This is a genomic window from Nocardiopsis sinuspersici (assembly GCF_001998325.1).
Lineage (GTDB): Bacteria > Actinomycetota > Actinomycetes > Streptosporangiales > Streptosporangiaceae > Nocardiopsis > Nocardiopsis sinuspersici.
This window is the reverse complement of sequence record NZ_MCOK01000001.1, coordinates 3,903,284-3,920,966: the sequence shown is the minus strand read 5'-3', so window position 1 is coordinate 3,920,966 and position 17,683 is coordinate 3,903,284. Positions and strand designations below refer to the sequence as shown.

Annotated in this window: 13 protein-coding genes; 5 read left to right on the top strand and 8 right to left on the bottom strand. The window is 70.7% G+C overall.

The annotated features are described in order from the left end of the window. Nucleotides 1–45: 45 nt before the first annotated feature. The gene (locus tag NOSIN_RS16925; RefSeq protein ID WP_077691684.1) at nt 46–3,711 is read right to left on the bottom strand and encodes a multifunctional oxoglutarate decarboxylase/oxoglutarate dehydrogenase thiamine pyrophosphate-binding subunit/dihydrolipoyllysine-residue succinyltransferase subunit; all 3,666 of its coding nucleotides are present in this window, start codon (nt 3,709–3,711) and stop codon (nt 46–48) included. 563 nt (nt 3,712–4,274) lie between these two features. Between NOSIN_RS16925 and NOSIN_RS16920 the strand changes: the two genes are divergently transcribed. Beyond that, nucleotides 4,275–4,649: a BlaI/MecI/CopY family transcriptional regulator gene (locus NOSIN_RS16920; protein ID WP_077691683.1), complete on the top strand. Its 375-nt coding sequence runs from the start codon at nt 4,275–4,277 to the stop codon at nt 4,647–4,649. Between the two features lie 391 nt (nt 4,650–5,040). On the opposite strand, the gene NOSIN_RS16915 is transcribed toward NOSIN_RS16920, so the two are convergent. Then, nucleotides 5,041–6,276, bottom strand: coding sequence for an MFS transporter (locus NOSIN_RS16915; RefSeq protein ID WP_077691682.1), 1,236 nt, complete (start codon nt 6,274–6,276; stop codon nt 5,041–5,043). A gap of 387 nt (nt 6,277–6,663) precedes the next feature. Beyond that, nucleotides 6,664–7,749: a suppressor of fused domain protein gene (locus NOSIN_RS16910; RefSeq protein ID WP_077691681.1), complete on the bottom strand. Its 1,086-nt coding sequence runs from the start codon at nt 7,747–7,749 to the stop codon at nt 6,664–6,666. Nucleotides 7,750–7,946: 197 nt separating this feature from the next. Between NOSIN_RS16910 and rlmN the strand changes: the two genes are divergently transcribed. Further along, the gene (rlmN, locus tag NOSIN_RS16905; protein ID WP_077691680.1) at nt 7,947–9,044 is read left to right on the top strand and encodes a 23S rRNA (adenine(2503)-C(2))-methyltransferase RlmN; all 1,098 of its coding nucleotides are present in this window, start codon (nt 7,947–7,949) and stop codon (nt 9,042–9,044) included. A 31-nt stretch (nt 9,045–9,075) separates the two neighbouring features. Continuing rightward, complete coding sequence (locus NOSIN_RS16900) at nt 9,076–9,549, top strand: hypothetical protein (RefSeq protein ID WP_077691679.1); 474 nt, start codon at nt 9,076–9,078, stop codon at nt 9,547–9,549. 105 nt (nt 9,550–9,654) lie between these two features. Here NOSIN_RS16900 and NOSIN_RS16895 read toward each other — a convergent pair whose 3' ends face one another. The 3 genes from NOSIN_RS16895 to NOSIN_RS16885 are packed head-to-tail and all read right to left on the bottom strand — an operon-like array spanning nt 9,655 to nt 12,903. Then, on the bottom strand, nt 9,655–11,253 hold the full coding sequence (locus NOSIN_RS16895; protein ID WP_077691678.1) for an ABC transporter permease: 1,599 nt from the start codon (nt 11,251–11,253) through the stop codon (nt 9,655–9,657). Beyond that, nucleotides 11,250–12,185, bottom strand: coding sequence for an ABC transporter ATP-binding protein (locus tag NOSIN_RS16890; protein WP_077691677.1), 936 nt, complete (start codon nt 12,183–12,185; stop codon nt 11,250–11,252). Before NOSIN_RS16890 ends, NOSIN_RS16895 begins: the two co-directional genes overlap by 4 nt. A 52-nt stretch (nt 12,186–12,237) precedes the next feature. Beyond that, nucleotides 12,238–12,903 (bottom strand): TetR/AcrR family transcriptional regulator, encoded by a 666-nt coding sequence (locus tag NOSIN_RS16885; protein ID WP_077691676.1) that lies wholly within the window; start codon nt 12,901–12,903, stop codon nt 12,238–12,240. A 179-nt stretch (nt 12,904–13,082) separates the two neighbouring features. Between NOSIN_RS16885 and NOSIN_RS16880 the strand changes: the two genes are divergently transcribed. Both NOSIN_RS16880 and NOSIN_RS16875 read left to right on the top strand, forming a co-directional pair. Further along, nucleotides 13,083–13,895 carry a carbon-nitrogen hydrolase family protein gene (locus NOSIN_RS16880; RefSeq protein ID WP_077691675.1) on the top strand — a complete coding sequence of 271 codons (813 nt, stop codon included), beginning with the start codon at nt 13,083–13,085 and terminating at the stop codon, nt 13,893–13,895. A gap of 239 nt (nt 13,896–14,134) precedes the next feature. Then, the gene (locus tag NOSIN_RS16875; RefSeq protein WP_375539659.1) at nt 14,135–14,377 is read left to right on the top strand and encodes a hypothetical protein; all 243 of its coding nucleotides are present in this window, start codon (nt 14,135–14,137) and stop codon (nt 14,375–14,377) included. Nucleotides 14,378–14,614: 237 nt separating this feature from the next. Here NOSIN_RS16875 and NOSIN_RS16870 read toward each other — a convergent pair whose 3' ends face one another. Together NOSIN_RS16870 and NOSIN_RS16865 are read right to left on the bottom strand one after the other, a co-directional pair. Then, nucleotides 14,615–16,123 (bottom strand): CoA-acylating methylmalonate-semialdehyde dehydrogenase, encoded by a 1,509-nt coding sequence (locus NOSIN_RS16870; protein WP_077691674.1) that lies wholly within the window; start codon nt 16,121–16,123, stop codon nt 14,615–14,617. A gap of 133 nt (nt 16,124–16,256) precedes the next feature. Next, a complete protein-coding gene (locus NOSIN_RS16865; RefSeq protein WP_077691673.1) occupies nt 16,257–17,543 on the bottom strand; it encodes an aspartate aminotransferase family protein in 1,287 nt (428 codons plus the stop codon). Between the last annotated feature and the right edge of the window lie 140 nt (nt 17,544–17,683).

Below are 17,683 nucleotides of genomic sequence, written 5' to 3'. Positions count from 1 at the left end.
CTCTTACGTGCTCACGAGCTCGCGCCGGGGCCCGCTTCCCGCCGCCTAGTCGGCGGGCGGGAACACGGTGTCCACCAGGGCGCGCTGTTCGGCCTCGTGGCGCTTGGCCGAACCGGCCGCGGGCGCGGAGGAGGCCGGACGCGAGATCCGGGTGAACGGACGGTCGAGCTGCTCGGAGAAGACCAGCGCGACGAAGGGCCACGGGCCCATGTTCGCCGGCTCCTCCTGCACCCACAGGACCTCGCCCGCGTTCGGGTAGGCCCTGAGCTGCTCGCGGATCTCCTCGATCGGCAGCGGGTAGAGCCGCTCCGTCCGGATGATCGCGGTGTGCTTGTCACCGTTCTTGCGGCGCGCGGCGTCCAGCTCGTAGTAGACCTTGCCCGTGCACAGCACCACGCGGCGCACCTTGTCCGGCGCGATCGAGTCGTCCGTGATCAGCGGCTGGAAGTGGCCCGAGGTGAAGTCCTCGGTGGCCGAGGTGGCGGCCTTCAGACGCAGCAGCGACTTGGGCGTGAACACCACCAGCGGACGCTGGAACGGCGACTTGGCCTGCCAGCGCAGCAGGTGGAAGTAGCTCGCCGGGTTGCTCGGGTAGGCCACCGTCATGTTCTCCTGCGCGCACAGTTGCAGGAAGCGCTCGATGCGCGCGGAGGAGTGGTCCGGCCCCTGGCCCTCGTAGCCGTGCGGCAGCAGCAGGGTCACGCTGGAGCGCTGGCCCCACTTCTGCTCGCCCGCGCTCATGTACTCGTCGATGATGGTCTGGGCGCCGTTGACGAAGTCGCCGAACTGGGCCTCCCACATCACCAGCGCGTCGGGACGGGTGAGCGAGTAGCCGTACTCGAAGCCCAGCGCCGCGTACTCGCTCAGCAGCGAGTCGTGCACGTGGAACCGGGTGATGCCGTCGTCGAACGTCTTGAGCGGCGTGTGGGTCTCACCGGTCTCGCGGTCCATCAGCGTGGCGTGGCGCTGGCCGAAGGTGCCGCGGCGGGTGTCCTGGCCGATCAGGCGGACCGGGTGCCCGTCCATCAGCAGACCGCCGAAGGCCAGCAGCTCACCGGTCGCCCAGTCGATGGCGTCGGACTCGACCATCGACGCGCGGCGGGCCAGCTGGGGCGCCAGCCGCGGGTGCGGGGTGAAGCCCTCGGGCAGCGACACCTGGGTGTCCACGATCCGCTTGACCGCCTCGGTGCTGATCGCGGTCTCGACCGCGGTGTGGTCCAGGCGGCTCTCGGTGAACACCTCGGGCTTGACCACGGCACCCGGCTCGACCGGCTTCTTCTCGACCTCGCGGGTCTCGGTGAAGGCCCGTTCCAGCTCGGACTGGTAGTCGCGCAGCGCCGACTCCGCGTCCTCCACCGTGATGTCGCCGCGGCCGATGAGGGCCTCGGTGAACAGCTTGCGGGTGGAGCGCTTGGCGTCGATGACGTCGTACATCAGGGGCTGGGTGAACGCCGGGTTGTCGCCCTCGTTGTGACCGCGGCGGCGGTAGCAGACCAGGTCGATCACGACGTCCTTGTTGAACGTCTGCCGGTAGGCGAAGGCCAGGTGCGCGACCCGGACCACGGCCTCGGGGTCGTCCCCGTTGACGTGGAAGATCGGCGCCTGCACCATCCGCGCCACGTCCGTGGCGTAGACGCTGGAGCGGCTGTCGGCCGGCGAGGTGGTGAAGCCCACCTGGTTGTTCACGATGACGTGCACCGTGCCGCCGGTCCGGTAGCCGCGCAGCTGCGACAGGTTCAGCGTCTCGGCGACCACGCCCTGCCCGGCGAACGCGGCGTCGCCGTGGATCAGGATCGGCAGCACCGTGAAGCCCTGCGGGCCCTTGTTGAGCACGTCCTGCTTGGCGCGCACGATGCCCTCGGCGACCGGGTCGACCGTCTCCAGGTGGGAGGGGTTGGCCGACAGCGAGATGCGGATGCTGTCGCCGTCCTGGGTCTCGAAGGTGCCCTCGGTGCCCAGGTGGTACTTGACGTCGCCCGAGCCGTGCGCGCTGCGCGGGTCGAGGTTGCCCTCGAACTCACCGAAGATCTGCCCGTAGGACTTGCCGCAGATGTTGGCCAGCACGTTCAGGCGGCCGCGGTGGGCCATACCGATGACGGCCTCGTCCAGCTCGGCCCTGGCCGCCCTGGAGATCACGCCGTCCAGCAGCGGGATCAGCGACTCCCCGCCTTCGAGGGAGAAGCGCTTCTGACCCACGTACTTGGTCTGCAGGAAGGTCTCGAAGGCCTCGGCGCTGTTGAGCCGGTGCAGGATGTGCAGCTGCTCGTCGCGGTCGAACTTCTCGTGCTCGCGCTCGACGTGCGACTGGATCCACTCCCGCTCCTCCGGGCTCTGGATGTGCATGTACTCGATACCCACCGTGCGGCAGTAGGTGTCGCGGAGCACGCCCAGAACGTCGCGGAGCTTCATGACCTGCTTGCCGCCGAAGCCCCCGGTCGGGAACTCGCGGTCCAGGTCCCACAGGGTCAGGCCGTGTTCGAGCACGTCCAGGTCGGGGTGCTTGCGCTGCTCGTGGTCGAGCGGGTTGGTGTCGGCCATCAGGTGGCCGCGCACGCGGTAGGCGTGGATCAGCTCCTGGACCCGGGTGGCCTTGTCGAGCTGGGTGGCCTTGTTGACGTGGATGTCCTGCACCCAGCGCACCGGCTCGTAGGGGATGCGCAGCGAGTTGAAGATCTCGTCGTAGAAGCCGTCCTCGCCCAGCAGGAGCTGGTGGATACGGCGCAGGAACTCACCGGACTGCGCGCCCTGGATGATGCGGTGGTCGTAGGTGGAGGTCAGCGTCATGACCTTGCTGATGCCCAGCTCGGCCAGGGTGTCGGAGGAGGCCCCCTGGAACTCGGCCGGGTACTCCATCGCGCCCACGCCCAGGATGGTGCCCTGGCCCGGCATCAGGCGCGGGACCGAGTGCACGGTGCCGATGCCGCCGGGGTTGGTGAGGCTGATGGTGGTGCCCTGGAAGTCCGGCACGCCCAGCTTGTTGTTGCGGGCCTTGCGGACCAGGTCCTCGTAGCCGCCCCAGAACTCCTTGAAGTCCATCTCGTCGGACTTCTTGATGGAGGGGACGACGAGCTGGCGCGAGCCGTCGGGCTTTTGCAGGTCGATCGCCAGTCCGAAGTTCACGTGCTCGGGCTTGGCGACGCCGGGCTTGCCGTCGACCTCCACGTAGGAGTGGTTCATCTCCGGCAGGGACTCGAGGGCCTTGACCATCGCGTAGCCGATGATGTGGGTGAAGGAGACCTTCCCGCCACGGCCGCGCCGGAGGTGGTTGTTGATGACGATGCGGTTGTCGAAGAGCAGCTTGACCGGCACCGCGCGCACACTCGTGGCGGTGGGCAGTCCCAGGCTCGACTCCATGTTGGTCGCGGTCCGCGAGGAAGCCCCGCGCAGGCGCTCCTGCTTGACCTGGAGGGCCTCGTCCTTGCCGCCCTCCTTGTCGCTGTCGTCCTTCTTGCCGCTCTGCTTGGAGGCAGGGGCCTTGGGGGCACTCGGCTTCTTCTCGGGTGAGGAGGCCTTGGGGGCCTTCTCAGCCTGCGCCTTCGCGCCGCCCCCACCCTTCACACCAGCAGTCTCCGCGGGCTTGTAGTCCGCGAAGAAGTTCCACCAGGCCTTGTCAACGGAGTTCGGGTCGTTCAAGTACTTCTGATAAAGCTCCTCGACCAACCACTCGTTGGGACCGAAATCTGTCAGGGGTTGAGACGCCTCAGACGACACGGCGGAGATCGCCCACTTCCGCAGCTCGCTTGTGAATGTGTAGGAAGACGGGTGGCTGCTGGCAAGGCGGCTCAAAGGAACGTGGGAGCTGTCCCGCGCATGCGGGAAGCATCTGCCCTGGCCAGCACTCGTCGGTTACCAGGCTACTTGTAGCGGCCTGCCCACGGGGAACGCGCGCGTTGACGAAACTAGGAGATAGCTAACAATCTTTCACATCTGCGTTGCCTCTACGTGTGGGTAACCAATCCCAGCGTAGCAGGAGTGCCGGTTTTGTGATGGTTTGTGGCGATTTCCGGATGTGAAGGTACTGGCCGTCTTCGGCCAGGCGGAGTGTGGCGTGTAACACGAAGCGCCGGAGGGGAGTGGGCCGTGCCCTCCGCCTCGGGCGGCCCACCGCCTGTTTCTCTCGTGTCCCGCGGTGTTCGCTGGCGAAACGCCGGTGACCGGTGCCGAGGATGTACGGATCTGTGTGCTCTTCGGCGTTCTCCCACGCCGGGGACCGCACCGTGCCTACGATCTCGGGAATGAGCACAGTCGAGGGCGAACGCGTGCGGGGGACACCCATGAGGGGGCTGGGAGAACTGGAGGCGGCCATCATGGACGCGCTGTGGCGGTCCGACGAGCCGCTCTCGGTGCGCCAGGTCCGCGAGACCATGGTCTACGACCGGGAGGTCGCCTACACGACCGTCATGACGGTCGCCGACATCCTCTTCCACAAGGGACTGCTGGACCGGGAGAAGGCCGGCCGCGCCTGGACGTACTGGCCGTGCGAGTCACACGCCGAGTACACCGCCAGGATGATGGACGAGGTGCTCAACGCCGGCCCGGACCCCGGCGCCACCCTGCTGCGCTTCGTGGAGCGCTTCAGCGACGAGGACATGGCGCGCTTCCACCGCCTCCTGAGCCAGGCCCGGGGCCGCCGGGGCGTCCCGGGGTAGCCGTGTCCTCCTCACGGCCCGCCCGTCTCCCTCCCGCCACCCTCAACGGACGCCTGCGGCGCGGCCCTTTCCCGCCGTCTCCCTCCCGCCACCCTCAACGGACGCCTGCGGCGCGGTTCTTTCCTCCCGTCTCCCTCCCGTCACCCTCAACGGACGCCTGCGGCGCGGTTCTTTCCTCCCGTCTCCCTCCCGTCACCCTCAACGGACGCCTGCGGCGCGGCCCTTTCCCGCCGTCTCCCTCCCGCCACCCTCAGCGGACGCCCGCGACACGGAGTCCTCCTTGTCCGGGCGCCCCGGAGGCGGGAACCCCCGGCACCTCCAGAGCCCCAGGCGCCCGGACCACACCACCAGGGGCCGGGGGCGCTCACCGGCAGGGTTGACGGGGCCTCGCTCAGTGGCGGCGCAGGGTCCGCACACTGCGCGAGGAGACCGCCGCCAGCGTGGCCAGCAGGGTCAGCGACGAGACCAGGGCCAGGGCCGCTCCCGGGCCGAAGGACTCCGCGAACGGGCCGATCGCGATCTGTCCGACGGGCATCGCCACGAACGAGCCCAGGGCGTCGTAGGAGTACACCCGTGACAGCTTCTCCTGCGGGACGTTCTCCTGGACCGAGACCTCCCAGGCCACGGTGAACTGCTCCACGGCCACGCCCGCGACGAACATCGCGGCGAACAGGACCGGCAGCGGCGACGGCCCCGTCAGCGCGAGGAACGGCAGCGCGTGCGTCGCGACCAGGGACGTGCCGAAGACCAGTGCCCGGCGCGGCTGCCAGCGGGCCGCCAGCACCCCGCCGACCAGCAGGCCGACGCTGTTGGCGGCCATGAGCAGGCCCCACGCGGTCCGGCCGAAGGTCTCGTCCGCGATTGCCGGGCCCAGCACGGCCGTGGCCGCCGACCAGCCCGCGTTGACGACCGTGAACTGCAACACGATGATCCACACCCACGGCCGGGAGACGAACTCGCTCCACCCGTCCCGGATGTCGCTCAGTATGTCGGCGGCCCCGGCCTCCCCGACCCGGGCGGTCGGGGGGATCCGCACGGACAGCAGAGCCGCGCCGGCGCAGGCGAACAGCGCCGCGTCCATGGTGATCGCCCAGCCCGCGCCCCACAGGCCCACCACCGCGCCGCCCGCCGACATCCCCAGGAACGTGCCGCCCTGGACGCCCACGCCCGCCGCGGCGTTGGCCTGGCGCAGCAGGTCCCGGGGCACGGTCTGCGGGGTCAGCGCCGCGGAGGCGGGCAGGTTCACGGCCGCGGCGGCGCCGTTGACCAGGCTCAGCGCGACCATCAGCGGAAGCGAGGCGGCTCCCGCCAGCAGCGTCGCGCCCAGGATCCCCTGGGAGAGCGCGGCCAGGGCGCACCCGCCCTGGAGCACCAGTGTCCGCGGCAGCCGGTCCGCGATGACGCCGCCGAGCAGCAGCAGGGACACGTTGGCGACCGAGCGCGCGCCCACCACCAGCCCCACCTGGGTCAGGGAGCCCGTCACGTCCAGGACGGCGAAGGCCAGCGCCACCGACGCCATGCCGTTGCCGAAGGCCATCAGGGTCCGGCCCAGGGCCAGTCCGCGAAAGGCCGGATGCCTCAGCGGCGCGGTGAACCCCGACCCCGGACCCGCCCCGGTACGCACCATGGCCCCGCTCCCGCCCCGCTCGCCCCGATCGGCCCCGGAGCACGATCCCGACCGCGGGGCGGGCCGTCAACCGGTTTTCCCGCCGCGGCGGCCCCGGGGGGAGGGGCCGAAGGTTCCCGCAAGCCCTGGGTTCTGTTCGGTGGACTCGGTCCTGTACCGCCGGGGGGGTGGCGAGGGCGCCAACGGGGTTCTGGAGGCCCCGCAGGTGCGCACGCGAGGTACGAGCGGGCGCGCCGCAGGGGCCGAAGGTTCCCGTACCCGCGGCGCACGAGCACGAGGCGAAGCGCAGCGGAGCCTCAAAGACAACACACCGCAGGGGCCGAAGGTTCCCGTACCCGCGGCGTCCGAGCACGGGGCGAAGCGCGGCGCAGCCTCAAGGAAACACCGCTAGCCCAGGACCCAGCTGCGGCCCTCGGCGGCCAGCTTCTCCACCAGGGTGGCGCTGTCGTGCTCCTTGGCGAACAGGTGCTCGGGGCGGGTGATCGGCACGATCCACAGCCACCGCACGGGATCGCCCTGGAAGGAGAGCCCGGAGGTGTCCGGCGGCCGGTGGTCGGGGTGGGTCACCAGGAGGGAGGGGTCCTCCAGCAGCAGGACCGCGCCCGCGCCGCCGCGCATGGCCCGGTCCTCGGGGTTGTCCAGCCACTTGACGGTGTGCCCGGTACCGAACCAGGTCACCGCACGCCAGGGGAAGGCGCCGATCCACCGGAAGACGCGGGCGGCGTGGTGCGCGGGCATGGTCGTGGCCAGGGCCAGCTCCACCCGGGCGTACCGGGAGGTGTCGGCCATGTAGCGGTCCAGGGTGGGCATCCGCTGGCCGCACATGCCGACCGTGGACAGCACCGTGAAAGGGCGCTCCGCGGTGGGCGGGCGCTCCGAGACGCGCAGCAGCGGCGGGTGGCCGTCGGACACGTCCCAGTAGTGGCCGGGCTCGCCCACGTGCCGGTTCAGGTGGCTGAGCACGGTGCGCTGCACGCTGCGCCAGGCACCCGAGGCACGCCGCCAGTCCCAGTAGGCCTCGGCGTGGACCACGCGCGGCCAGAGCTGGTCGCGTACCGGGTCCAGCTCCCAGGCGTAGGCGCTGCGGCCGATCGCCTCGCGGGCGTACCCGGGCAGGCCGCTGTCGGCCTCGGCCCAGCCGGGGATGACGGCGAGCAGCCCCTCCCCGTCCACGAGGGCGACCCCGTCGCCCTCCTCGAACCACACGGCGCGCAGGCGGTCGGGGTCGAGGCGGGGGAGTCCCTGGGGGTGCTTGGTGTAGGCCTCGGGCATGAGCGGCGCCCGGCCCTCGTACAGGCCGCCGGACTCGCTGGTACGGGGCGCGATCTCGTGGTTGGCCAGCCACACCGGGACGCGGATGCGGCCGCGCGCGTCCAACAGGTAGGCGGCCGTGGTGTGGGAGTCGCACTCGACGACGACCCTGCGGCTCTGGTACGGGCTGATCTCGTCGAGCAGGACGTCGATCCCTGTCACCGGCCCTCCCACACGCCGATCCCGGTTGTCGTGATCCGGCGGACCCGTCCGGCCCGTCCACACAGTGCGTAGAATCGACGGTAGTGCCCTGACAGGCGGAGCTGCAGCGCGGCGGCGTATAGGTCGTATAACGACCCGGGCCGCCGCCGTACCGCGCCGGGCGCGAGACCACCGACTCCACTTCCTACGGACTGTCTATGCCCGCCGAGCTCAACTTCGTCGCACCCCGTCGCGCCAAGCCTCCCCGGCACCTGGCCGACCTCAGTCCCGAGGAGCGGACCGAGGTCGTCAACGAGCTGGGGGAGAAGCCCTTCCGCGCCAAACAGCTCGCCCAGCACTACTTCGGCGCCCTGGAGTCGGACACCGCGGCGATGACCGACCTGCCCGCCTCCTCCAGGGAGCGTCTGGGCGAGGCGCTGCTGCCCACCCTGCTCACCCCCGTACGCCACATCACCTGTGACAACGGGATGACCCGCAAGACCCTGTGGAAGGCCTTCGACGGGGTGATGTTCGAGTCGGTGCTCATGCGCTACCCCGACCGCGTCACCCTGTGCATCTCCTCACAGGCCGGGTGCGGCATGAACTGCCCGTTCTGCGCCACCGGCCAGGCGGGCCTGACCCGCAACCTGTCCACCGGCGAGATCGTCGAGCAGGTGGTCGCCAGCGCCCGCGACCTGGCGCGCGGCGAGGTCAGCGGGGGCCCGGGCCGGATCAGCAACATCGTGTTCATGGGCATGGGCGAGCCCATGGCCAACTACAAGCGCGTGCTGCAGACGGTGCGCCGCATCACCGATCCCGTCCCGAACGGGCTCGGCATCTCCCAGCGCGGCGTGACCGTGTCCACGGTCGGCCTGGTGCCCGCGATCAACAAGCTCATCGACGAGAACATGCAGGTCCGCCTCGCGATCTCCCTGCACGCCCCCGACGACGAGCTGCGCGACGAGCTGGTGCCGGTCAACAACCGCTGGAAGGTCGACGAGGTCCTGGACTCGGCCTGGCGCTACGCCGGGACCACCGGTCGCCGGGTCTCCATCGAGTACGCGCTGATCAAGGACATCAACGACCAGGCGTGGCGGGCGGACCTGCTCGGCGAGCTCCTCAAGGGGCACCTGGTGCACGTCAACCTCATCCCGCTCAACCCCACCCCCGGGTCCAAGTGGACGGCCTCGCGCCCCGAGGACGAGCGCGAGTTCGTCCGCCGGCTACAGGCGCACGGGGTGTCCGTCACCGTCCGCGACACCCGCGGCCAGGAGATCGACGGGGCGTGCGGACAGCTCGCGGCGGCCGAGAACTGACCGGCCGCCCGGTGCGGTCCAGGAGTGCGGCGTGATCGAGACCGCGCTGGCCTTCGTGGCCGCCATCGCCTTCGCGGTGGTCCCGGTCTTCAGCATCGAGGTCTACCTGGTGGGCGCCGTCATCACGGTGGACGACGGCGCCCTGGCCGCCATGGCGGTGGCGGCGGGGGCCGGGCAGACACTCGGCAAGCTGCCCTACTACTACGCCGGCCGCGGATCGCTCTCCGCCCCGTGGATCCGGCGCCGGGCGCGGACCCCGGGCAAGTGGGCCGAGCGCGCCGAGGGCTGGCGGCGCAGGGCCGAGGAGCAGCCGGTGTGGGGCGCGGGCCTGGTGGCGCTGAGCTCCCTCGTGAGCGTCCCGCCGTTCATGGTGGTGTGCGTACTGGTCGGAGTGACGCGGATGAACGTCGTGCTGTTCTGCGCGGTCACCTTCGCCAGCCGCACGGCGCGCTTCCTCGTGGTGGTGTTCGCCCCCGCCTGGGGCCTGTCCTTCCTTCCCGGGTGAGGGCCCCGGCACCTGGCCGGGGCCCGGACCCGGCGCCCACGGAAGGCGGGCGCGCCGCCGGAGCCCGAGGGACCGGCGGCGCGCCCGCGACAGGGACCCGTCCGGTCAGACGCTGGCCAGGTCCCGGCGGCGGAAGCCCGCCAGGGCGACCGCGCTGACCACGAGCACCGCCCCCAGCGCGACGGCCACCGGAACGGCGTCGAACTCCTCGCTCGGCAGCTTGGGCAGCAGTTCGAACGCGCTCAGGTTCATCAGCCACTCGTCCAGACCGAGTATGGCGCCGAGCATGGAGGCCAGGAGGCTGTAGCCCAGCCACACCCACACGAGCGGGATCAGGCGCGGCGCCGCCCCCATCAGCAGCGCGGCCAGCGCGGCGAACAGCAGCGCCACCGGCAACTGGGCCAGTGCGGCCCCGGTCATCGTCCACGTCCAGGAGGAGTCCCCCAGGGCGGCGGACGCGCTCAGGCCCATGCCGAGACCGCCCATCACCACGATCAGGGCCGAGGACAGCATGCTGACCAGCAGCGCGTTGCCGAACCAGCGGACCCTGCCGACGGCCGCGGACAGGGTGAGCTCGGCGCGTCCGGAGGTCTCCTCGGTCCGCGTCCGCAGCACCGAGATGGCGGCGTAGGCCGAGGCGGCCATCAGCACGTAGCCGCCCATGACGCCGAGGAAGCCCTTCGTCGCGTCCCCGGGCGCGTTGCCCAGCATGGCCACCAGGTCGGGGTTCTCCTCCAGCATCGCCTCCACCTCGGTGGCCAGCGATCCGAACGAGAGGGCGAAGAGGAAGGTGGCGGCCGTCCAGGCGACGACGGCCCCGCGCTGCTGGTGCAGGTGCAGTGCGAACGTGCTGCCGAGCAGCCTGCCCGCGCCGGCCGGGCCGGGACGGGAGGCGACCAGGCCCGCGCCGAGGTCGCGCCGCTTCGCCAGGGCGTAGGTCAGGGCGAAGAGCACCACGATGAGGACCGCGTACAGAGCCAGCGGCCACCAGCGCAGGTCGTCGAACATACGGGTCTGCTGGCCCCAGGCGAACGGCGACAGCCAGGACAGGGCGTTGCCGCCGTCCTCGGCCATGTCGCCGACGACCCGGGACATGAACAGCACGCCGACGGCCAGGAAGGCCAGTCCGGCGGCGCTGCGCCCGTGCTCCACGATCTGGGCGCACACGGCGGTGATGGCGCCGAAGGAGATGCCCGCCAGGGCCAGGCCCAGGCCGTAGGCCACCGAGTCGGCGGTCTCCAGGCCGTTGCCGACCAGGACCAGGGTGGTCAGGCCGCCGATGAGCAGGTTGACGAGCGAGACGGTGACCAGCGCGGCGGTCATCTGGGCGCTCGCCCCGAGCACGCTGGCGCGCAGCAGTTCGGCGCGTCCGCTCTCCTCCTCGGCGCGGGTGTGCCGGATCACGTGCAGGATGCTCATGACCGCCAGGGCGATGAGCATGCTCATGGTCAGCTCGTTGACGATCATCGGGCCGAGCTGGTAGTCGTCCAGCCCGTATCCGGGACCGCCGAAGACGATCCCGGTCGGGGTGTCCATGAGCGCGGCCCGGGCCTGGCGCTGGGCGTCGGTGGAGAACATGTCGTTGAGCGCCGGGATGGTCGCGACGACGGTGCCGACCAGGGCGAGGGTCCAGACCGTCAGCCGGATGCGGTCGCGGCGCAGGATGAACCGGACGAGGGTGCCGGTGCCGGTGAACGCGCTCATACCGCCGCACTCCCGTTTCCGTCGCCGTTGCCGTTGAGTGCGGCCAGCTCGTCGCCGTAGTGGCGCATGAACAGCTCCTCCAGGGAGGGCGGGTTGCTCACCAGGGAGCGGATCCCGAGGCCGGTGAGCGTGCGCATGGCGGCGTCCATGTGGGTGTTGTCGACGTCGAAGGTGACGGTTTCGCCGTCGATCCGCAGGTTGTGCACCCCGTCGGCGCCCTCCAGGGCCCGGGCGTCCCCGGAGACGGTGGCGCGCACGGCGGAGCGGGTCAGGTGGCGCAGGTCGTCCAGGGTCCCGGACTCGACCGAACGACCCTTGCGGATGATGGTGACGGTGTCACACAGCTTCTCGACCTCGGACAGGATGTGGCTGGAGAGCAGCACGGTGCGCCCCTGGGCCTTGGCCTCCAGGACGCACTCGGTGAACACGGCCTCCATGAGCGGGTCCAGGCCGGAGGTGGGCTCGTCCAGGATGAGCAGTTCGGCGTCGGAGGCCAGCGCGGCGACCAGGGCGACCTTTTGCCGGTTGCCCTTGGAGTAGGTGCGCGCCTTCTTGGTCGGGTCCAGCTCGAACCGGGACAGCAGGTCCTTTCTGCGCGCGGGGTCGAGTCCGCCGCGCAGCCGCCCGAGCAGGTCGATCGCCTGCCCTCCGGTCAGGTTGGGCCACAGGGTGACGTCGCCGGGCACGTAGGCCAGGCGGCGGTGCAGGGTGACGGCGTCCCTCCAGGGGTCGCCGCCGAGCAGGCCGACCGATCCGGCGTCGGCCCTGAGCAGGCCGAGCAGGACGCGGATGGTGGTGGACTTCCCGGAGCCGTTGGGTCCGAGGAAGCCCGCGACCTGGCCCGTGCGGACGGTCAGGTCCAGCTTGTCCAGGGCCTGGAAGCGGCCGAAGTACTTGTCGACGCCGCGGACTTCGATGGCGGTTGATGGCATGGGCGGGGTTCCTCTGTACGTGGTGGGGATCGTGTTCGGGGGTTCGACGCGGTCAGCCGGACTCCTCGGGAGGGTCGCTGACGTACAGGAGATAGGCGTCGAGCATCGTGCGCTCGGTCAGGAGGCCCTCGGTGTAGAGCTCCAGGGCCGGGAGGGCGTACTCCTCGGACCACTCGCGCAGGAGGCGGGCGAAGTCGGCCTTCTGCCCGGGCGGGTGCAGGGTGACCCGCAGGAGCATCGCCCCGACGGCGTTGGCCGCCAGGTAGCGGGCGCGCTTGGCCGGGTCGCGGCTCGGACGGACCGTGCCCTCGGCCTCGCCCGCGGCGAGGTAGCGCTCGATGTCGGTGACCATGCGCTCGTAGAAGGAGACCGCGAAACCGCCTCCGGTCTGCACCGACCGGAAGAGGTAGGCGACGTAGGGGGCGTACTCCTCCATGGACGCCAGCTGGTGCAGCAGGGTCTGGCTGTCGTGGCTGGTGATCGTCTCCTTCTTGAGGTCGTTGATGAGCCCGAGGACGTGGTCGTCGCATGCCCTGCGGAGTCCGTCCTTGGACCCGAAGTGGTGGATCACCAGTCCGGGGGAGACTCCCGCCTGCTCGGCGATGGCGCGCACGGTCACGTCGAACCCGTGCTGACCGAAGCACTCGATGGCCGCGTCGCGGATGCGGGCGCGCGCCGTCAGGTCCGACTCGCTGTCGGAGCGCTTGGCTGAACTCATGTTCAATAGCTTAAACGCGCGTTCAGTCACCTGGCAAGGGGAGGGGCGCGTCCCCTTGCCGGAGGCCGGAGAGGCCGCTCCGCGCCGGCTCCTCGGGAGCGGACGCGGGCCCGGGAGCTGGTCGTACACTCGGGGCACGGCGCACGCCGAAGCGCCCCACGCCGACGAGGAGAGGTCTGATGGTGCAGGTCGCGGTCGCCCAGTTCGCCCCCGGTCAGGACAAGGCCGACAACCAGCGCTCGGTGGCGCGGCTGACCGCCCGGGCGGCGGCCGAGGGCGCCGGTGTGGTCCTGCTGCCCGAGTACACGATGTTCACCGCCCCGCGCGTCGACCACCGCGGCGTGGATGCGGCCGAGCCCCTGGACGGCCCCTTCGTCGCCGCGGCGGCCGACACCGCCCGCCGGGAGGGCGTGTACGTGGTGCTGGGGGTCAACGAGGCCGAGGACGGCGACGCCGCCCGCTTCACCAACACGCTCGTGGCGCTGTCGCCGGAGGGGAAGAGGGTCGCGCACTACCGCAAGATCCACCTGTACGACGCGTTCGGGGCCAGGGAGTCGGACGTGCTGCGGCCCGGTCCGATCGAGGAGCCCGAGACCTTCACCGTGGACGGCGTGGTGTTCGGTCTGCAGACCTGCTACGACCTGCGCTTCCCGGAGGTGACGCGGCGCGTCGCCGACGCCGGTGCGCACGTGGTGCTGCTGGCCGCGCAGTGGGTGCCGGGCCCGCTGAAGGAGGAGCACTGGCGGACGCTGGTGCGGGCGCGCGCCGTCGAGAACACCGTGTACGTGGCGGCTTCCGGGCAGGCGGCGCCCGGGGGCGCGGGCAACAGCATGGTGGTCGACCCCATGGGAACGCCGCTCGCGGCGCTGGGGGAGCAGACCTTCGCCGTCGCCTCGGCCGAGGTTTCGGCCGCTCGGGTGGAAGAAGTGCGAAGCATTAATCCGGCTCTGTCGCTGCGCCGTTTTTCGGTCTCTGCGCGGGTAGAGGAGTGAGGGGCCGGGCCGCTATCGCTTGGTAGATACTCGGACAAAGAGGATGAAAATCTTCCCAGCGAGCAGGGTCTTCCCAGGGTTCGTCACCTACGGTTATGATTCATCTGCATGATGTGATGTAAATCGGTCCGGAACCTTCCAGGCGCCCAAAGCTTCTGATTCAATAAAGAGCCGGTAACTATCGGCCCGCCAGACTGTCCTAAACCACGGGGGGAGCAAGGACATTGCGCGGAATGAGCATGATGTGTGAACCAGACACGCGGCCCGCAACCGACACCTACGTCTACGACCCGAGCCTGCTGAGCTGGGCGCAGTGCATGGGGGATGCCTGCGTCGTCTGCCACGCCAAGTGGCCCCGGCCCCGTCGGCGCCTCGGTGAGCTGCCGGACGGGAGCCGTGTGTTCGGTTGTGAGGAGTGCGCGGGCATCATCGACGTGGAGCCCCGGGTTCCCGCTGGTGAACGGCTGTTCGCGGCCCACTAGGAGAAGACGGTCGCGCTCCGGGTCCAGGGGGAGAGGCGGACCCGGAGCGCTTCCGTTGACGCGCCCGCTTCCATCGGGGAGGAGGGGAAATGAGCGCGTCCTTCCCAGGATGGCTCGTGTGCCGTCGACAGCGTCGACCACGCCCCGTGAGGGGCGCCTGACGACAACGATACTCCCTGTCGTTCGTGGTCGACCGACAGTGAGGCAGATCCATCCGCTATTTCCGTGAAGTCCTGTTCAGCCGTTGGTGGGGAAGCCCAGATCGACGCCTCCCTCGGGCCTTCGGCTCGGGTCCGTCCAGCGTGCGGTGACCGCCTTCGTGCGGGTGTAGAAGTGGACGCCCTCGGTACCGTGCGCGTGCGAGTCGCCGAACAGCGACTGCTTCCAGCCGCCGAAGGAGTAGTAGGCCATCGGCACCGGGATGGGGACGTTGATCCCCACCATGCCGACCTCGATCTCGTGCTGGAAGCGCCGCGCGGCGCCGCCGTCGTTGGTGAAGACCGCCGTCCCGTTGCCGTAGGGGCTGTCGTTGACGAGTTTCACGGCCTCGTCGTAGTCGCCCACGCGCACCATGCTCAGCACCGGTCCGAAGATCTCGTCCCGGTAGCAGGACATCTCCGGTCCGACGTGGTCCAGCAGCGAGGGACCCAGCCAGAAACCGTCCGGGTCCCCGCCCAGCACCGGATGCATCCGCCCGTCGATCGCCAGGGTCGCGCCCTCGCGCACCCCCGACTCCAGGTAGGAGGCGACCTTGTCGCGGTGCTCGCGCGTGACCAGGGGGCCCATCTCGCTGCGGTCGTCGTCGCCGGGGCCCACGCGCAGGCGCGCCACCCGCTCGCGGATCCGCTCCAGCAGCTCGTCGGCGACCGAGTCCACCACGGCCACCGCCGAGATGGCCATGCACCGCTCGCCCGCCGAGCCGAACCCGGCCGAGACCGCCGCGTCCGCGGCCAGGTCCAGGTCGGCGTCGGGCAGCACCACCATGTGGTTCTTCGCCCCGCCCAGGGCCTGGACGCGCTTGCCGTGCTCGGCGGCGGTCCGGTAGACGTGCCGGGCGATCGGGGTCGAGCCCACGAAGCTGACCGCCGCCACGTCCGGGTGCTCCAGGAGGGCGTCGACCGCGGCCCTGTCACCGTGCACGACGTTGAACACCCCGTCGGGCAGCCCCGCCTCGGCCCACAGCTCGGCCATCACGACGGCCGCGGAGGGGTCCTTCTCACTGGGCTTGAGCACGAACGCGTTGCCGCAGGCGACGGCCACCGGGAACATCCACATCGGCACCATCGCGGGGAAGTTGAACGGCGTGATGCCGGTGACCACGCCGAGCGGCTGCATGATCGAGTAGGAGTCCACGCCGGTGGACACGTTCTCGGAGTAGCCGCCCTTGAGCAGGTGCGGGATGCCGCAGGCGAAGTCGACGACGTCCAGGCCGCGGGACACCTCGCCCAGGGCGTCGGAGAAGACCTTGCCGTGCTCGGCGCTGATCAGCTCCGCCAGCCGCTCCTTGTTCCCGTTGAGCAGCTCGCGGAAGCGGAACAGGACCTGGACCCGCTTGGAGAGCGAGGTGTCGCGCCATCCGGGGAAGGCCTCCCGTGCCGCGGTCACCGCCGCGTCGACCTCCTTGGGCCCCGCGAGGTCGACCGTGCCGGTGACCTGGCCGGACGCGGGATTGTAGATGTCCCCCCGGTGCTGGGACGGCCCCTCGTGGGCGGCCCCGCCGATCCAGTGGGTGACGTGCTTGCTCATGCTGTTCTCTTCCTTGTCCACAGGCGGGCGAGTGTCCGCTTGTACGGGTGGGGTCGGGGCATCCATCGAAGTGGGGGACTCCGGTTCACATCGGCCCCTGGGGCCGCAGGAGGCCCCAGGGGCCGTTCGGGCATCAGGCCCCGGCGTCCACCGAGCGCACCGCGTCCAACAGCGCGTCGCGGCCCTCCACGGCCTCCTCCTGGGACAGCGTCAGCGGCGGCGCCATCCGCAGCACGTTGCCGTGCACGCCGCCCTTGCCCACCAGCAGCCCGCGCTCTCGCGCGGCCTCCAGCACCCCGCCCGCGAGCGTCGGCGAGGGCGCGCCGGTGGCGGGGTCGGCCATCTCCACGGCGAACATCAGGCCCCTGCCGCGCACGTCCCGCACGCTCGGCAGCGCGGTCAGCGCCTTGAGGCCCTCCAGGATCAGGGACCCCTGCCGCCGCGCGTTGCCCTGGAGGTCGTGCTCCAGGACGTAGTCCAGGGTCGCCCCGGCCGCAGCCATCGACACCGGGTTGCCGCCGAAGGTGGCCACGCCCAGCGCGCCGAGCCGGTCCATCAGGTCGCCGCGCGCCACGACGCCGCCCACGGCGAAGCCGTTGCCCAGCCCCTTGGCGAAGGTCATGGCGTCCGGGGTCACGCCGTGGTCGCCGATGCCGAAGAAGCTCGTGCCGGTGCGGCCCCACGCGGTCTGCACCTCGTCGGACACGAACAGGATGCCGTGTTCGTCCAGCACCTCCTTGTAGGCGGCGTACAGCCCGTCCGGCGGCATCGCGAACCCGCCCACGCCCTGGATCGGCTCGGCGATCAGGCACGCCACGTTCGGCGCGGTGGTGTCCAGCACGTCGCGCAGGTCGGCGACGCACGCCTCGACGTACTCCTGGTCGGTCATCCCGCGAAAGGCCGGGGACGCGTGGTCGGTGCCGTGCAGGTAGTGCACGTTCAGCGGCGACAGCGAGGAGTTCTTCCACGCCCGGTTGCCGGTCACCGCCACGGTGCCGAACGAGCGCCCGTGGTAGCTGCCGCGCATCGCGAGCACCTCGTCGCTGCCGCGCGCGTACGTGGCCAGCAGCAGGGCGGTCTCGTTGGCCTCGGTACCGGAGTTGGTGAAGAAGACCTTGGCGTCCGGGATCCCCGACAGGCGGGCGATCTTCTCCGCCAGTTCCACCTGGCTGCGGATGAGGTACAGGGTGGAGGTGTGCACGACCCCCTTGGCGAGCTGGCGCTCCACGGCCTCGCGCACCTCGGCCACGTCGTAGCCGAGCATGTTGGTCACGATGCCGGTGAAGAAGTCCAGATAGGTGTTGCCGTCGGCGTCCGTGACACGGGCGCCCTTGCCGCTGGTGATCTCCAGCGGGGACTCGTAGTACAGGGGCAGCCAGGAGGGCATGACCGCGCGGTGGCGCGAGAGAAGTTCCGACATGCCCCCAGTCTCGCCCCGCCCTCCTTGCATGGCCAGGATCAGCATGTTGACAACATGGTGGACGGGATTACGACATGTAAGGATCTGCGGGTGGCTCCATGACCTGGGACCGGGGCACGCACCGGCGTACACACTGTAAG